At 69.4% G+C, this 16,099-nt stretch carries 16 protein-coding genes and 1 pseudogene; 7 read left to right on the forward strand and 10 right to left on the reverse strand.

Features of this window, described 5'->3' with window-relative positions; all coding sequences use genetic code 11:
• The 4 genes and pseudogenes from IZR01_RS04420 to IZR01_RS04435 form a co-directional block, all read right to left on the reverse strand.
• A complete protein-coding gene (locus IZR01_RS04420) occupies positions 1-525 on the reverse strand; it encodes a nucleotide exchange factor GrpE (protein ID WP_438939608.1) in 525 nt (174 codons plus the stop codon).
• A 47-nt stretch (positions 526-572) separates the two neighbouring features.
• Positions 573-2,480: a molecular chaperone DnaK gene (gene dnaK / locus IZR01_RS04425; protein WP_194922976.1), complete on the reverse strand. Its 1,908-nt coding sequence runs from the start codon at positions 2,478-2,480 to the stop codon at positions 573-575.
• A gap of 235 nt (positions 2,481-2,715) precedes the next feature.
• Positions 2,716-3,102 (reverse strand): annotated as a pseudogene (locus IZR01_RS04430) (DUF2267 domain-containing protein); the annotation flags it as partial.
• A 309-nt stretch (positions 3,103-3,411) separates the two neighbouring features.
• Complete coding sequence (locus tag IZR01_RS04435; protein ID WP_194922977.1) at positions 3,412-3,849, reverse strand: Hsp20/alpha crystallin family protein; 438 nt, start codon at positions 3,847-3,849, stop codon at positions 3,412-3,414.
• A gap of 113 nt (positions 3,850-3,962) precedes the next feature.
• Between IZR01_RS04435 and IZR01_RS04440 the strand changes: the two genes are divergently transcribed.
• The 7 genes from IZR01_RS04440 (at position 3,963) to IZR01_RS04470 (ending at position 11,119) form a co-directional block, all read left to right on the forward strand.
• The gene (locus IZR01_RS04440; protein WP_323746906.1) at positions 3,963-4,658 is read left to right on the forward strand and encodes an HSP18 transcriptional regulator; all 696 of its coding nucleotides are present in this window, start codon (positions 3,963-3,965) and stop codon (positions 4,656-4,658) included.
• Positions 4,659-5,057: 399 nt separating this feature from the next.
• A complete protein-coding gene (locus IZR01_RS04445) occupies positions 5,058-5,753 on the forward strand; it encodes a GntR family transcriptional regulator (protein WP_194891477.1) in 696 nt (231 codons plus the stop codon).
• A gap of 43 nt (positions 5,754-5,796) precedes the next feature.
• Entirely contained in the window at positions 5,797-6,903 is a 1,107-nt protein-coding gene (locus tag IZR01_RS04450; RefSeq protein WP_194922978.1) for a helix-turn-helix transcriptional regulator, read from the forward strand.
• A 155-nt stretch (positions 6,904-7,058) separates the two neighbouring features.
• On the forward strand, positions 7,059-8,417 hold the full coding sequence (locus IZR01_RS04455) for an aminomethyl transferase family protein (protein WP_194922979.1): 1,359 nt from the start codon (positions 7,059-7,061) through the stop codon (positions 8,415-8,417).
• Positions 8,418-8,442: 25 nt separating this feature from the next.
• Positions 8,443-9,288, forward strand: coding sequence for a methylenetetrahydrofolate reductase (locus tag IZR01_RS04460; RefSeq protein WP_194922980.1), 846 nt, complete (start codon positions 8,443-8,445; stop codon positions 9,286-9,288).
• Positions 9,289-9,303: 15 nt separating this feature from the next.
• Complete coding sequence (gene purU, locus IZR01_RS04465; protein ID WP_194922981.1) at positions 9,304-10,158, forward strand: formyltetrahydrofolate deformylase; 855 nt, start codon at positions 9,304-9,306, stop codon at positions 10,156-10,158.
• A 31-nt stretch (positions 10,159-10,189) separates the two neighbouring features.
• Positions 10,190-11,119, forward strand: a complete 930-nt coding sequence (locus IZR01_RS04470) for a fumarylacetoacetate hydrolase family protein (protein WP_194922982.1) — start codon at positions 10,190-10,192, stop codon at positions 11,117-11,119.
• A 35-nt stretch (positions 11,120-11,154) separates the two neighbouring features.
• On the opposite strand, the gene IZR01_RS04475 is transcribed toward IZR01_RS04470, so the two are convergent.
• The 6 genes from IZR01_RS04475 to IZR01_RS04500 form a co-directional block, all read right to left on the reverse strand.
• Entirely contained in the window at positions 11,155-11,886 is a 732-nt protein-coding gene (locus IZR01_RS04475; RefSeq protein WP_194922983.1) for an SDR family oxidoreductase, read from the reverse strand.
• Between the two features lie 78 nt (positions 11,887-11,964).
• Positions 11,965-12,387, reverse strand: coding sequence for a YciI family protein (locus tag IZR01_RS04480; protein ID WP_194891484.1), 423 nt, complete (start codon positions 12,385-12,387; stop codon positions 11,965-11,967).
• Between the two features lie 12 nt (positions 12,388-12,399).
• The gene (locus IZR01_RS04485; RefSeq protein ID WP_194891485.1) at positions 12,400-13,233 is read right to left on the reverse strand and encodes an SMP-30/gluconolactonase/LRE family protein; all 834 of its coding nucleotides are present in this window, start codon (positions 13,231-13,233) and stop codon (positions 12,400-12,402) included.
• Positions 13,234-13,287: 54 nt separating this feature from the next.
• A complete protein-coding gene (locus IZR01_RS04490; protein WP_194891486.1) occupies positions 13,288-14,217 on the reverse strand; it encodes a VOC family protein in 930 nt (309 codons plus the stop codon).
• 24 nt (positions 14,218-14,241) lie between these two features.
• Positions 14,242-15,105 (reverse strand): fumarylacetoacetate hydrolase family protein, encoded by an 864-nt coding sequence (locus IZR01_RS04495; RefSeq protein WP_194922984.1) that lies wholly within the window; start codon positions 15,103-15,105, stop codon positions 14,242-14,244.
• Between the two features lie 51 nt (positions 15,106-15,156).
• A complete protein-coding gene (locus IZR01_RS04500; RefSeq protein ID WP_194891488.1) occupies positions 15,157-16,086 on the reverse strand; it encodes a glycine/sarcosine/betaine reductase selenoprotein B family protein in 930 nt (309 codons plus the stop codon).
• Positions 16,087-16,099 lie beyond the last annotated feature (13 nt).

The following is a 16,099-nucleotide window of genomic DNA, read 5'->3' on the forward strand; positions in this document are numbered from 1 at the left end:
TCACTCCTGCTTGCGGCTGACCAGCACGGCCGCCGGACGCAGTTGGCGCTCGGGCGGCTCGCCGTAGCCCGGTCGCAATACCCTGACGACCGTTCCGGGCGGTGCGCCGGGCTCGTCGACCATGCCGGTCGCCTCGTGTCGAACGGGGTCGAACGGCACGCCGGTCTCGTCCTCGCGCGGATAGCCGAGCGAGGCGAGCAGGGCGACCGCCTGATCCCGCACCGCCCGCACACCGTCGATGAGGGCCGCCGGATCGCCCTGGGAGTGCTCCAGGGCGAGCTCCAGGTTGTCCACCACGGGGAGCCAGGCCAGCGTGACCCGGCGGCGCTCGGCCTCGGCCGCCTGGCTCAGCTCGCGAGCGTGCCGCTTGCGGGTGTTGTCCAGGTCGGCCAGCGCGCGGCGCCAGCGGTCTTCAAGGTCCTTCACGGTGGCTGCCAGCGCGTCGGCGTCGGGGGACGGTCGCCCGGTGGCGGTCTCCTGACCGCGGGACCCGTCCCGGACGTCGTTCACCTCGTCGCCGGACATGTCGCCGCTCTCGGGAGCGCCCAGATCGTGGACCATGGCGACGCCCCTCAGCTCCGGTCGAAGTCCGCGTCGATGACGTCGTCGTCCTCGCCGTCGGCCGACGTGGTGTCCTGGCCGCCGGCGCTCGTCGCGCCGGTCCCGCCGGCCCCGCTGTCGCCGCCGGGACGGCGGCCGGCGAGGGACTGGTAGATCTGCTGCAGCTCCGAGGTCAGCGTGCGGACGCGGTCCAGCGGTGCCTCGTCCTTGACCGCCTCGCGCGCGTCACCGATGAGCAGTTCGGCCCGCGCCCGCTCGTGCTGCGGTGCCTCGCCGCCGAGCTCAGACAGCCGCTTCTCGACCTGGTAGGCGACCGCGTCCAGCTCGTTGCGCGCGTCCACGGCCTGGCGCAGGCTCTGGTCCTGGGCCCGGTTCTGCTCGGCCTCGGCGACCATCCGCTCGACCTCCGCGGGATCCAGGTTCGAGCCCTCGCTGATCGTGATGCCCTGCTCCGCGCCGGTGTCCTTGTCCTTCGCGCTGACGTTGAGGATGCCGTTGGCGTCCACGTCGAACGTGACCTCGACCTTCGGCTCGCCACGCGGGGCGGGCCGGATGTTCTCCAGCCGGAACCGGCCGAGCACGCGGTTGTCGGCTGCGGCCTCCCGCTCGCCCTGCAACACGACCACGTCCACCGCGCCCTGGTTGTCGTCGGCGGTGGAGAAGACCTCCGAGCGGCGCACCGGGATGGTGGTGTTCCGCTCGATGATCTTCGTCATGACGCCGCCGTGGGTCTCCACGCCCAGTGACAGCGGCGTGACGTCCAGCAGGAGGACGTCCTTCACCTCGCCCTTGAGCACCCCGGCCTGGACGGCCGCGCCGAGCGCGACGACCTCGTCGGGGTTGACGGACATGTTGGGTTCCTTGCCGCCGGTCAAGCGCTTCACGAGCGCCTGCACCGCGGGGATCCTGGTCGAGCCGCCGACCAGGATGACCTCGTCGATGTCGCTCGCGGTGACCTTCGCGTCCGCCATGGCCTGCTCGACCGGGCCGAGGCAGCGCTCGACGAGGTCCGCGGTGATCTGGTCGAAGGTCGACCGGCGCACCGTCTCGGTCAGGTGCTTGGGGCCGGCGGCGTCGGCGGTGATGAACGGCAGGTTGACCTGGGTCTGGGAGACCGAGCTCAGCTCCGTCTTGGCCTTCTCCGACGCCTCGAACAGCCGCTGGAGTGCCTGCGGGTCGCTCCTGAGGTCGATCCCGTTGGCCTTCTGGAAGCCGTCGGCCAGATAGTCGACCAGCCGCCGGTCGAAGTCGTCACCGCCCAGATGGCTGTCGCCGGCGGTGGAGCGCACCTCGACGACACCGTCACCCACATCCAGCAGGCTGACGTCGAACGTCCCGCCGCCCAGGTCGAAGACGAGAACCGTCTCGTGCCCCAACTTGTCCAGGCCGTAGGCCAGGGCCGCGGCGGTGGGCTCGTTGATGATGCGCAGCACCTCGAGCCCGGCGATCTTCCCGGCGTCCTTGGTGGCGGTCCGCTGGGCGTCGTTGAAGTACGCCGGCACGGTGATCACCGCTTCGGTCACCCTCTCGCCGAGCGACTTGGACGCGTCCTCGGCGAGTTTGCGCAGCACCAAGGCGCTGATCTCCTCGGGGGCGTACTGCTTGCCGCGCACGTCGATGCGGGCCGTCCCGCCGGGCCCCTCGACCACGTCGAAGGCGACTGCCTTCGCCTCGTCGGACACCTCGTCGAAGTGCCGGCCGATGAAGCGCTTGGCGGAATAGACCGTGCCCTTGGGATTGAGGATCGCCTGGCGCCGGGCAAGCTGCCCGACCAGGCGTTCGCCGTCTTCGGTGAAGGCCACCACGGACGGCGTGGTCCGTGCGCCCTCGGCATTCGGTATGACCGTCGGCTCGCCGCCCTCCCAGATCGCGATGACCGAGTTGGTCGTGCCTAGGTCGATCCCTACCGCTTTCGCCATGGGACGCTCCTTGCTCAGGTCGGCGCCGGTGTGAGCCGCCCGGTAGGGCATGCTCATGATGCCGTGGCCGGATGGATCGTATTAAAGGGGGCACTTTCGTTCCTACCATCGCGAGCATTGCCCCGCGAGCCGGTCACGGTTCCGCATGCTGACGGCGCCCAGTGCCGACGGTCATGGCCGCATCGGTCCTTTCCTGATCGGCGACGGCGGGATCCCCGGGGCCGGACCGCGTGTGCCGCGGGTATCCGAACAGCAGGTCGTAGCCGTCTGGGAGCTGCCGTAGCAGGCGGTGGGTGAGCTCGGGGCCGGCGGCGTCGGCGACCACCGACAGCACCGCGCTGACGTCCCAGGTCGCGGTCTGCTCGGTGGCGCCCTCGATCCAGGCCGCGGTGGCTCGGAGGAACCGCCGCGGGTCCAGCGGTTCGTCCGCTCGCGGCGGGTCGAGCAGGGTCAGCGTGAACGTCTCGGGCAGCCGGGCGGCCAGCTCCGCGCGGACGGTGCCCGCCAGGTGCGCACCCAGCAAAGCGAGCACGACGCGGGCCGCTCGCTCGGCTTCACGCCGATCGGGGTAGGCGCCGCGCTCCTGGACGGCTGTCAGGAACGCATCCCATTGCATGGCCATCGTTCTCCTTCCCCTTTTGTGGACTGTCCTGACGGGGCCGCTGCCTGGGCGGGCACGCGGCCCGGATGTAGTCATGGGCCTGGCCGGCGGTGTTCGGCCCAGACCGGCGGGGCGATCGACGTCGACGTGGGGCCTCGCCGTCCCCGGCTTCGAGCGCGTCATGGACCGCTTCCAGGCCCGGGTCGGCCGGGTCTCGTGCGCGGGACGTCGCATGCGCCTCGGGCGGGGCCCGCGGCCGGCGGTGCCCTCTGCGCCCATCTGTCCGGGTTGCTGATCGTGGCGGGGGCCCGCGGCCGTGGGAGCCGGTGGTCAGGCGTTGATCTCCTTGCGGCGGCCAGCCGTGGTGATCTCCACCTTGCCAGGCTTGGCCGCCTCGGCGACCGGGATCCGCAGCGTCAGCACCCCGGCGTCGTAGTCGGCCTTGATGTCGTCCGCGTCCAGGGCGTCGCCCAGGAACAGCTGGCGGGAGAACACGCCCAGCGGGCGCTCGGAGATCTGCATCTCCGCGTCCCCGGTCTCGGCGGGGCGCCGTTCGGCCTTGACCGTCAGCACGTTCCGCTCGACGCCGACATCGACGGCGTCCGGCGACACGCCGGGCAGATCGAGGCAGACCACGAACTCCTCACCGCGCCGGTAGGCGTCCATCGGCATCGGGTTCGGGCGCGACCAGGTGCCCGCGGCGGCGGTCCCGAGCAGCTGCTGGGTGAAGCGGTCCAGGTCACGGAACGGGTCGGTGCGCATCAACATGGGGTTCACCTCCGGTGTCCGGGTCGACGGCGGTCCGTCGACGTGTCTTCGACACCGTTGTAACATGTCATCCAAACGATGGCAAATGCTCCAGTCGGCGAACGGATGACATTGTGAATGGCCAGGTGAACGGCCCGCAGGGCACCCAGGGGGAAGCGGAGGCTGCGACAGCCCTGGATGCCGGGTCGGCGCTGGACCAGGTGCTGGCGGCGGTATCGGCCCTCCGCGCCGCGCCGGTCACGGCTGCGGGGCCGGCAGGAGCCGGCGGCGGACCGCTGAGCGGCCCCCAGGTCCTGGCCGCGCTCACGCTCCTGCGCGAGCTGCGGGCCGAAATCGCCGGATGGGAGCCGGAGCTGATCGAGGCCGCGAGGCGCCGGGGCACCAGCTGGGTCGAACTGGCCCCGGCCCTGGGAGTGGCCAGCCGCCAGGCCGCCGAGCGCCGGTTCCTGCGGCTGCGCCCCTCGGCCACGCCGGGACCGGTGACCGGGGAGCAGCGGGTGACCGCCGAGCGGGACCGGCGGGCCGGCGACCGCGCCGCCCGGGCCTGGGCCCGAGACAACGCCGCCGGTCTCCGCCAGCTGGCCGGACAGATCAGCGCCCTGACCGACCTGCCTCGCGGCGCCGCGCACGACGTGGCCGCCGTGCGCCACGCCCTGGGCGGCGATGACGCCGCCGACCTGCTCGGGCCCCTGGAACAGGCCCGGCCACACCTGGAAGCAGGCCATCCCGGCCTGGCCGAGGCGATCGGCGCCGTCGACGAGAACACCCGCCGGGCACGCCGGGATGCCCGCCACCGCACGGCCGACTGAAACTACGCTGCCGCCGTGGCCTCCGCCGCCTCGCCGCGGCCGCCCTGGTGTGCTGTGTCGAGAACGAGCCGAGGGCTACAGCGCCGGTCCCGCGCGCCTTCCCCGCCGTCCCGCGCCTGACCACCCGCACGGGTGAGGGACTCGCGTCCGCGTCGAGGTCAACTGCGCCAGCCCCGGCAACGCCTGTGCGACGGGGAGCTGGCGAGGAGATCCGGCGACAACGCCGTGAGGTCCTTCCGGGGGAGCGGTTCGTGCTGCGCCGCGTCAGTGGCCGAGATAGGGGCCGCTTCACATCAAGACCGCGCGTACTCCAGTCACCGATCATTGCCTAGAATATCGATTATTTTTGATTTCGCCTTGACTCATCACTTTAATCGATCGCCGCGCTACACTGGGTCCATGGGCCAGCTGAACAGCAAGCGCGGATCGACCCGCTCGCTGGAGGTCTACAACGAGATCCGCTCGGACATCCTGGCCGCGCGCATCCCGCCCGGTAGCCGGCTCAAAGTCGGTCCCCTCTGTGAACGGTTCGGCGTCAGCCTCTCCGTTGTGCGCGAGGCGCTGACCCGCCTGTCCGAGCAGCGCCTGGTCCGCTCCGAACCGCAGCTCGGTTTCACCGTTGTGCCACTGGACCGGGCCGGCCTCGAAGACTTGACCAGGGTCCGGGTCGAGATCGAAACCCTCGCCCTGCGCTGGGCCATCGAGTGCGCCGACCTGTCTTGGGAGACCTCCGTCGTCGCCGCCCTCTACCGGCTCGGCCGGACGCCCGTGAGCGAGCCCGATGATCCCAACGGGGTCTCCGACGCCTGGTCCGACGCCCATGCCGCGTTCCACGCGGCGCTCGTGTCCGGCTGCGCAAGCCCGCTGCTGATGGAGCTGCGCCGCGGCCCCTACGACTCGGCCGAGATCTACCGGCGGTGGGCCCGGCCCGGGGCGGTGCGGGAAGAACGCGACGTGCACAAGGAGCACACCGAGATCGCGGACGCGGCGATCGCCCGGGACGTCGGGCTCGCGACCAGCCTGCTGGAAGCCCACATCCGGCAGACCACGCGGACTTTGCTGACGAGCGACTTGATGAACTCCACGCCGGACTAGCCGATGAGCTGACGAACCGACGGGAGATCGGGAGGAGAACGGAATGCTCGATCGCGACAGCGCCGTCACCCCGCAAGAAGGCCGCTACGCAGGCGGCTACGAAAGCTCCTGCGACGGGCCGTTGCGTGCCTACGAGCGCTACCGCACCAAGGACCCCGCCCAGGCATCAGCCTTGTCGGCGACCGTCCTGTCCGCGAATCAGCTGGTCGTCCGCGACCGCGACCGCCGGTTCGAGGCCACCTGCCGCGCCGTCCGAGTCCATTCCGCCTCGCTGCTGTACCTGACCTACGGCACCGATGTGGTCGTGGACCGGGTCCGTCCCGCCCACCGCGACTACCTGGCGATCCTGTTGCCCATCCGCGGCCGGCTCCACCTGCGTCACCAGGGCCGTGAGTTCGACGTCCGGGCCGGGGAGACGGCGGGTGTCACCGTCTCGCGCGACACCATGCATGCGGAGTTCGGTACGCAGGCGTCGGTCCTCACGCTGCGCGTCGACGTGCACGCGGTCGAGCTCGCGCTCGGGAACCTGCTCCTGGAGCCGCCGCCCACCGACCTGCGCATCCAGTCGGGCCCGGTCACCGGTTCGGCTCGCAGTTCACTGACGGGGACAGCCGAGCTGCTGGCGGCCAGTCATGACGAGAAGGACCCGCTGTCCCCGCTCCCGCCCGTGGTCGCGCGCCGCATCGAGGAGCAGATTCTGTTCACGGTGCTGCTCTCGGTCGACCACAACTACCGGGCTGCGCTGTTGGGGGAGAAGGCGCGGCCGGGTCGGCGCACTGTCCGCGAGGCGATCGACCTGGTTTCGGCTGAGGAAGAAGCCACGTGGACGATCCCCGAGCTCGCCGGTGCGGTAGGTGTCACGGTCCGGGCGCTTGAGCTGGGCTTTCGAAAGGAACTGGGCAAGACGCCGCGGGAGTTCGTCCGGGAGCAGCGGTTGCTGCGCGCCCACGACGAGCTGCTGCGCGCTCATTCCGGGGACGGAACCACCGTCACCGGGGTCGCCGGCCGCTGGGGTTTCTGGCATGCCGGCCGGTTCGCGACCTGGTATGTCGAGCGGTTCGGTGTCCGGCCCGTCATGACACTGCGGTCCGCCACGACACTGCGGTCCCAGGCAGCGACAACGACAACGCCCGTCGCCACGGTTCGCTAGTCGGCTGAGGCGCGGTTCGCGAAAACGCGCTCTGCCGAATCGCGGTTCGCTAACTGGCACCCCCGTGTTCGGTCGGCGACTCGGCTGACCGCGAAGCAGCTCGTAACGTCTCTATCCCAGGCGCAGGCGGCAGGCCGGCGCGGAAGGGATGAGACATGGCCTTCGTAAGCCTCGAAGACGAGATCAACCGGGCCGGCGGGGCGCTGCGGATGCTGCGCAGTACGCACGCCGGCGCGCACCCCTTCCCCATCCCACCCCAGTTCACCACGTGGCAGGACGAGCAGAAGTCCTGGCAGCAGACCGCTGTGCTGTTCGAGATGCGCCACATGACCGATGTCTATTTCGAAGGCCCCGACGTGCGGCGCCTGCTCAGCGACGTGGCCGTCAACAGCTTCGCCACCTTCGGGCCGATGAAGGCCAAGCAGCTTGTCGTGGCCAACGAAGCAGGCCAGTACGTCGGCGACGCGATCCTGTTCGGGCTCGGCGAGGAGAAGGTGAGTCTCGTGGGCGGCACCGCCGCCGCGAACTGGGTTTCCTTCCAGGCCGAGCGGGGCGGCTATGACGTGGCGATCAGCCGCGATGAAAACGCACTGGTCAACAAGGGCAGGCGCCTCGTCTTCCGCTACCAGGTGCAGGGCCCGCGCGCCCTCGACATCGTCTCGGCCGCGCACGGTGCTCCACTTCCGCGGATCAAGTTCTTCAACATCGGGGCTTTCGACATCGCCGGAATCCGGGTTCACGCGCTCAACCACACCATGGTCGGGATACCGGGGCAGGAGAGGACCGGGCTGGAGATCTGGGGGCCGGTGGAGTCCGGGCCGCAGGTCCTGGAGGCGCTGCTGGCCGCCGGGGAGCAGTACGGGCTGCGGCAGGGCGGGGCGATCGCGTATTCCACCACGGCGTTGGAGTCGGGATGGTTCGGCCTTGTGGTGCCCGGCATCTACGCCGGCGATGCCACCGAGGCCTACCGCCGGTGGCTGCCCGCCGGGGGATTCGAGGCCGGCGCGTCCCTGGGTGGCAGCTTCGTCTCCGAGGACATCAACGACTACGTTCCCACGCCCTACGAACTGGGCTATGCGAACATCGTCAAGTTCGACCACGACTTCATCGGCGCGGACGCGCTGCGCCGGAGCAAGAAGGAACCCCACCGCCGCAAGGTCTGGCTGCGATGGAACCGAGAGGACGTCACCCGGCTCCTCGGCGACAGCTTGTACGGGCCCGAACAAGACCGGCCCAGGTACCTGCAGATCCCGTACGCCGTCTACGCCACCTACCAGTACGACGCGATCATGCATGGCGGCCGGGTGGTCGGCATCTCCAACCGCACCGGCTACACCGTCAACGTCGGCGCCTGGTCCTCCCTGTGCATGATCGACGAGGAACTGGCCGTCGACGGCACCGAAGTGACCGTGCTCTGGGGCGACCCTCAAGGCCCCAGCCTGCGTCCCACTGTCGAAACGGCCCACACCCTCAGGGAAATCCGGGCTGTCGTGAGCACCCGGCCGCTCGCTTAGCGATCCGTGGAGGACCACGATCATCATGTCCCTGGCATCATCATCGAACCCGCTGACCATCGGCCCTGTCCTGGCGGACGCGACCATCGAGATCATCCCGCTCAAGGGCGCCCAGGACCAGATCCAGGCCGCGCCCGCCGCCGCCACGGTGGCCATCACCTGCTCGCCGAGGTTCGGATTGGACCGCACCCTCCAGTTCTGCGCCGTCGCCGCCGACTCCGGCCGAAGGGTGGTGCCGCACCTCGCGGCCCGCATGGTGACCAGCCGCCGCGAGCTCACCGAGTTCGTCAGCCGGATCCAGGACCTCGGTATCACCGACCTGTATGTCATCGGCGGCGACAGCGAGAAGCCAGCCGGCCCCTACAGCGAGGCCGGCCAGGTCCTGGAGGACCTGCACGAGCACGGGCACGCGCTGGCCAGACTGGGCGTCAGCTGCTACCCCGAGGGCCATCCGCTCATCGGCGACGACCAGCTGTGGGCCGCCCTGGAACGCAAGCAGCAGCTGGCTACCTACATGGTCAGCCAGATGTGCTTCGACGGCGTGGTCGTCCGTGACTGGCTCGCCCAGGCCCGACAGCGCGGCATCTCACTCCCGCTGCGGGCCGGCGTCGCCGGACCGGTGAAGCTCGCCAAGCTGGCGGAGCTCTCGCTCAGGATCGGGGTCGGCCAGTCACTTCGCTACCTGGGCAAGCAGCACGGCATGGTCGGCAACGTCCTGCGCCGGCGCGCGTACGACCCGAGCCCGTTCATCTCCGTGATCACCGGGATGCCCGGGGTCGAGGGTCTTCACTTCTTCAGTTTCAACCAAGTCCCCGAGTACGTCGCCTGGCGGGACGCCCGCCGCGACAGTGGCGACACCTCGCCGCAGTAGGAAGGAGGTCGGCTCTTGAGCGACGTCATCGTCACCCTGTCGTGCCCTGACCAGCCCGGGATCGTCCGCGCCGTGGCCGGATTCGTGGCCGATCAGGGCTGCACCATCACCGAGAGCCATCAGTTCATCGACCGTGAGGCCTCGCGCCTGTATATGCGCTTGGCGTTCCAGGCCGCGCACGGCGTGACGCCCGGCATCGCTATGCTGACCACCGAATTCGCTGAGGTGGCGCGTGAGTTCCTGATGACCTGGAAGATCACCGACGCCACTCGGCGCGCCCGCCTGATCATCATGGTGAGCAAGTTCGGCCACTGTCTCAACGACCTGCTCTATCGGGTCAAGGTCGGCCAGCTCAACGCCGATGTCGCGGCCGTGGTGTCCAACCACCGAGACCTTGAGCAGCTGGCGGCGTTCGCAGGCGTGCCGTTCGTGCACCTGCCGGTCACCCCGGCCACCAAGCCGGAGGCCGAGGCGGAACTGCTCCGGCTTGTGGACGAGCTCGAAGCCGATCTGGTCGTCCTGGCCCGCTACATGCAGATCCTCTCGCCGGGCCTGTGCGCCAAGCTTGAGGGACGGGCCATCAACATCCACCACTCGATGCTGCCCAGCTTCAAGGGCGCCAAGCCGTACCAGCAGGCCTACCGGCGGGGCGTGAAGCTGGTGGGCGCCACCGCCCACTACGTCACCTCCGACCTCGACGAAGGGCCCATCATCGAGCAGGAGGTGCAACGCGTCGACCACGCGATGGACGCCGCCGGCGTGACCGCGCTGGGCCGCGACACCGAGGCGCTGGCCCTGGCCCGCGCCGTCCAATGGCACCTGGAGAACCGGGTCATGCTCGACGGACGCCGGACGGTCGTGTTCCGGTGACGGCTGAGTCGGCTGCGAGAGGAGACGTGAAATGCGGTTCGTGACCTACGCATCCCCGGCGGGTGGCGACCGAGTCGGCGTCGTGCATGACGCGGAGGTGTTCGGAGCCGAACCCGGGCCAAGCCTGCTCGACCTCTTGGACCAGGGGAACCTGCGCCAGGCCGGCGAGCACATCATTGCCTCGCCGGTCGAGCGGATCCCGTATGCCGAAGCGACCTTGCGGGCCCCGCTCCAGCCGCGTTCGCTGCGCGACTGCGTCGGCTTCCTGCAGCATCTGCGCAACCTCTCGCAAGCCGCGGACATGCCGGTCGACGAACGGCATTCGCAGTTCCCGCCGTTCTATTTCTCCAACCCGGCCGCCGTGATCGGCCCCGACGACGACGTCCCCATCGCACCGGATTCGGCGATGTTCGACTACGAGCTGGAGATCGCGGCAGTCATCGGGAAGGCCGGCGCGAACATCCCCCTGAAGCACGCCGAGTCGCACATCGCCGGCTACATGCTGCTGTGCGACTGGAGCGCACGCGACCTACAGACCTACGAGATGCCGCTGCGACTGGGACCGGCGAAAGGCAAGGACACCGCGAACTCGCTCGGGCCCATGCTGGTGACACCCGACGAACTGGAACCCTTCCGTTCCCGGCAGGCCTTCGACCTGGAGATGACCGGGTACGTCGACGGCGACCTCGTCAGCCGGGGGCGCTGGAACACGATCGACTGGGGCTTCCCCGACATGATCACCTACGCCGCCCGCGGAACCCGGCTGCGGGTAGGCGACGTCATCGGCTCCGGGACGGTCGAGACCGGGTGCCTGTTCGAGCACTACGCCGTCGATCCCGGCACCTTTCGCGGCTGGCTGGCGCCCGGCAACGAAGTGCGGCTCGCGGTGGAGCAGCTCGGCGAGCTACGCCACCGCGTCGTCGAAGGGGTTGAAGCCGAGCGGTTGAGCAGCGGCTACTGACGACGCCAATGACCCTCGACGGATCGACCGGCGCGCTAAAGCAGGTGCGCGCCGGCATCCACGACGAGGTTCTCGCCGGTGACGCCTCGGCAGGTCAACAGGAACAGCACCGCCGCGACAATGTCATCGGGACTGGGCAGCCGTTTGGCCGGCGTGCGCTGACGCTGCGCCTCGAAGAACTCGGCGAGGACCGGATCGGCGTTGTCGATCGCGGCTGTTCCCGCGACCGAGCCCGGCGTGATGGCGTTCACCCGCACCGGAGCGATCTCGACCGCGAGGGAGTTGACCAAGCCGAGGATCGCGGAGTTGGCCATCGACATCGTCGTGGACCCGGGGGAGGGCCGCCACATGGACAGGCCGCCGAACATGACCACGGAGCCGTCCGGGTCGAGCTTGGGCAGTGCGTGCGCGACGGCGTTCGCGTAGCCGACCGTCTTGATGAGCATCATCCGTGCGGCGGCGTCCGCGCGGAAGTCGGCGACGGTGTTGTTGTCCCGCTCGATGGCGGTGAGCACCAGGTGGTCGACCACGTCGAGGTCGGCGAACAACCGGCCCATGGAGCCGGCGTCCAACAGATCGCAGCCCAGCCCGCGAGCCGATGGCCCGAGTTCGGCGGCCCGCGCCTCGGCGGCGTGCGCGTCCCGCCCGGTGACGGTCACTCGCACGCCTTGTTCCGATGCCGTCCGGGCCAGTTCGAACCCCAGGCCACGCGCCCCGCCGATGACGAGGAGATGGGTATCTTTTCTGAGCGTCGCGTTCGACTTCATACCAGTCCTTTCCTTCGATGATGCTGATAGTGCCGACATGGCGGACGGCAGCAACGTGCTAGACAGATTCCACGCCTGTCAGTCGAGGCTGAAACTGTCGCTGAACAGGCTGAACGTGAGCCGGACGGTTCCTTCGTTCAGCTGCCAGCCGTGCACGGTGTTCACGCGCAGGCCCTCGCGGTGGAAGGGTTCTGTATCGGAGATGGCCACCGCCGCTTCCAGGGACGATGCCCTGATGATGGCGGTGCCGCTGCCGTCCCACTCCTGTCCGGCGGCGTTGGCGCCGGACAAGAACAAGACGCCGTTCTTCTCCTGCGTCGCAAGCCAGAGAATGTGTTCTTGGATGTGGGGGGCCAGGTATTCCATCGGCGAGTCCACGGGATGCACCATGTCCATGCGCATCATGTACAGCTGTACCTGGCGCAGGTTTTTCAGGTGGTCCTCAAGGTCGAACGATCCCTCCGGGTGGTCGGGCAGTTTCTCGTTTCCGGTGGTCGTCATTTCCGGCTCTCCTTAGCTGGTTTCTGTTGTGTCGTAAACATCGACATGGGCTTTCAGCGTCTTGTTGGCGACTGCTTCCAGGATGGGGACGCCGCCGGTTTCGGCCACGGTCACGAAGAGCCGTCCGTCCGGGTCCAGGCAGCACGCGACCGGTTGGCCGTCGCCCGTGCCGATTTGGTCCAGCCGACCGGATCGGCCGACGAGGGCGATCGCATGGGCGCTGAGCGTGCAGACCCAGACGCCGTGCGCGGCGGCGCAGATCCCGTCGGGCCGTGCTTCGGGATGCACGACCGCGGCGAGGTCGGCGAACAGTCTCCGGTCGGTGAGCTGTCCGCCGGCACCGATGGTGAAGGCGGACAGGCGCTGGGCCCAGGTCTCGGCGACGACCAGGGTGTGGCCGTTGTCGATGATCGCCAGCCCGTTCGGGAACTCGAGGCCTTCCGCCGCCACCGTCGCCCGCCCGTCCGGCGTGACATGGATCAATCGGCCCGGCCGCGGCTGTTCACCGAGGTGGGCGGCGTAGCCGACATCGTCGACATACAGACCGCCGTCTCGGTCGCCGACCATGTCTCCCAGCGGTCCCGTGGCGACGGCGGACAGGTCGGCGTATTCCCCGAAGCCGGCTCCGTCCCAAAGCCCGACTCTCTTCTCGCGCATGATCGCGCCGACCAGGCGGCCGTCGGGAAGGAACCACAATCCATTCGACTGCGCGGCCAGCGGTGTGAAGGCCCACGTGCCGCCGCTGTCAGTCCAGATCCCGCCCTTCTGGGGGTCCGAGACCCACAGGGCTCCGTCGTTCCACCGGGGGCCTTCGCCCAAAGTCAGTCCGTCGCCGTACAGACTCATGGCGTTACGTCCTCGTCCTCAGCCACCGGGGTACCGGCGGGCGCCGCGCCGTGTTCACCCGACGGCACTGTGGGCTCCGGTCATGTGGGCGGCGAGGTCCTCCGGGTTGACGAAGGACGGCGGGGGAGGCGGGCCCCAGCTGTAGAGGGCCTTGTCCTCGTCCCAGACGCGGGGGGACCACAGCGCGTCGTCGATGATGCAGTCGAGGTCTGAGTAGTACTCGGAGAAGGTCCCGGCCGGGTCCCTGAGGTACCAGAAGAAGTTGGAGCCGATGAAGTGGCGTCCCAGCCCCCACGTGTGGCGTTCGGGATGGTCCGCGAGCATCGCCATCGCGCCCCGCCCGATCTCGTCGACGTCGTCGACCTGCCACGAGGTGTGGTGCAGGAAGGTGATCGGTGCCCGGGTGACCAGCACGTTGTGGTGGTCGGTCGAGCACCGCAGGAACGTGGCCGCGTCACGGACCTCGTCGGACACCTTCAAGCCGAACCCGTCGGTGAAGAACCGCCGGGAGGCGGCCTGGTCGGTGGACCCGATCACGACGTGGCCGAGTCTGCGCGGCCGTACCGCGCCTTCGCGCAGGAGCCCGGGTGCGCGGGCTTCTGGCCGCTTGATGAGTCCGGGCTGGTTGTACGCGGTTTCCGGCGACGGCCGCTGGATCAGCCGTCGCGTCACCCTGGCGGTGACCTGCACGCCGGTGACCGGTTCGACCGCCGTGACCGCTTCGTCGGTCAGGCGGGAGACAGTGAGATCAAAGCGCCGGAGCCGGCCGGCGATGCGGCCGATGTCGTCGAAGTCGTCGACGCCGATCTCCATCCGCATCAGCTGCCGGTGCGAGGCCGGCACCAGGCGGAGCTGCCGGCCGCCGTCGGTCGTCGACAGCCAGCCGTCGTCCTCGCCGCTGAGCCCGAAGTCCTCGTAGTAGCCCCGGACGGCCTCGACGTCCGGCACTCCGACCGTCAGCGAGTTCAAGGTGTGAAGAGACATGAGCCGTCTCCTAATTAAGAGCTTTCAGATGGTTTGCGAAGTGTGCCGCGGGCCTGCCGCGAACGTGTTGCGAAGGCGGCCGACACCGGAGATCCAGGTCTCCAGAACGTCGCCCGGCGCGAGATAACGCCGCGGTGACCGGGCGTGGCCGACGCCGGACGGCGTGCCGGTGAAGATGAGGTCGCCAGGGGTCAGCGCAAGGATCGCCGACAGCCGTTCGACGAGGGCGGCGACGGAGAAGATGAGGTCGCTGGTGCGGGCGTGCTGAACTGTCTCGCCGTTGACACTGCACCCGATTTCCAGGTCCTCGCGGTCGGCCAGCTCATCGGGCGTGACGATCTCGGGCCCGATCGGAGCGAACCCTGGGAAGGACTTGCCGATGCTGAACTGCGGCGGGGCGCCGACCAGCTGCCGGGTCCGCTCGGACAGGTCCTGCCCGACCATGACGCCGGCCACGTGGTCCCAGGCCCGTGCCGCGTCCACCGCGACGGCGCGCCGGCCGAGGACGACTACCAGTTCCGCTTCCCAGTCCACGGTCGACGTCGGCAGCCTCACCTGGTCGTTCGGACCGGCGATGGCGGTCTGGAACTTGGTGAACACGGCCGGTTCAGGCGGCAGCGGCAGGCTGCTCTCGCCGGCGTGGTCGGCGTAGTTCAGCCCGATCGCGAACACCTGCGACGGGCGCGGAACGGGCGCTTTGAGGCGCCGGGGGTCGAAGGGCTCGACGAAAGGAGCCCGCAGGCCGTCGGCCCAGGCGACGAACTCGTCCCAGCGGGCGAACACGGCCTGCGGGTCCGCGGCGAACCGCCCGTCGCTGGCCTTCTGCACGTCGGTGACGCCGTCCGGGTACTTGAGCACGAGCCGGCCGTCAAGATTGGCGATACGCATGCAGCGCACTCTCCTTATATTCGATGCGGATGTCCGATGCGGCCTCGCCGCTCAGCAGGCGCACCTGACGGCGAACTCCCGCTCGTTCCCGCCGCCCAGAACCTGCGTGTGGGCCGCCGCATTCGCCAGCACCGAACCGCGGATCGCGTTGTCGAGGCGGTAGACGTCCGCGACGAGCGCCTCCCAGTCCCGGTTGCCGTCCGCGTCCCACTGGAACGGCAGACGCTCCAGCTCCCAGTCCGGCCCGGCCTGCTCGGCATGCTCCAGTGCCGCCTTGACGATCTCCCGTTGCTGCGCCTGCTCCCGCGGCCGACCCGCCGGACAACCCAGCGGAAAGTCCAGGAACGAGGCACGCGGCGGCTTCAGGTACGTGGCCTGCTTGTACAACGTGGTGATGCTGGTGGTCGGGATCCCCCGCTTCTCGATCGCCCGGGCCAGAACCCCGAAGGCCACATGGCACTGCGGGCAGAACGGCACCACCAGCACCAGATCGACCCCCATGGCCTGGAACTCCTCGACGATCCGGGGAGCCACCCCGGTCGCCAGCTCGTCGAACTGGCTGATCGAGCCCACCATCGACACCGCGGCGGCCGCGTACCGGCCGATGACACCGTCCCGCTCCAGATCGAGCATGGTGTCCCTGGGATAGGCCACATTGGGATCGGCGAGCGCGAAGGCCCGGATCGGCGTCATGTGCCCGAACAGCACCTCATCCAGGCCACGCTCCCTGGGCAGCAGCCGGTAGGACAGGTCGCTGTGCTGCCCGAGCCGCGGCTGGTCCGGAAAGTAGGCGCCACAGGACACCAGCAACCCGACCGTGGCCTCCCGCAACGGCACCCCCATCGGCGTCAACGCGGGAGGATCGAAGTCCGGCAACGGCTCGGGCTCAATACCCAGCACGTTCCTGAGCAGGCTGTCCGGGTCGAACACCGGGAACCCGGGAACCCCCAGGCCGGAAGTCGTCTGATCAACGTCGGTCACGGTCATCACCTCA

It is taken from the genome of Catenulispora pinisilvae, assembly GCF_015356865.1.
Lineage (GTDB): Bacteria > Actinomycetota > Actinomycetes > Streptomycetales > Catenulisporaceae > Catenulispora > Catenulispora pinisilvae.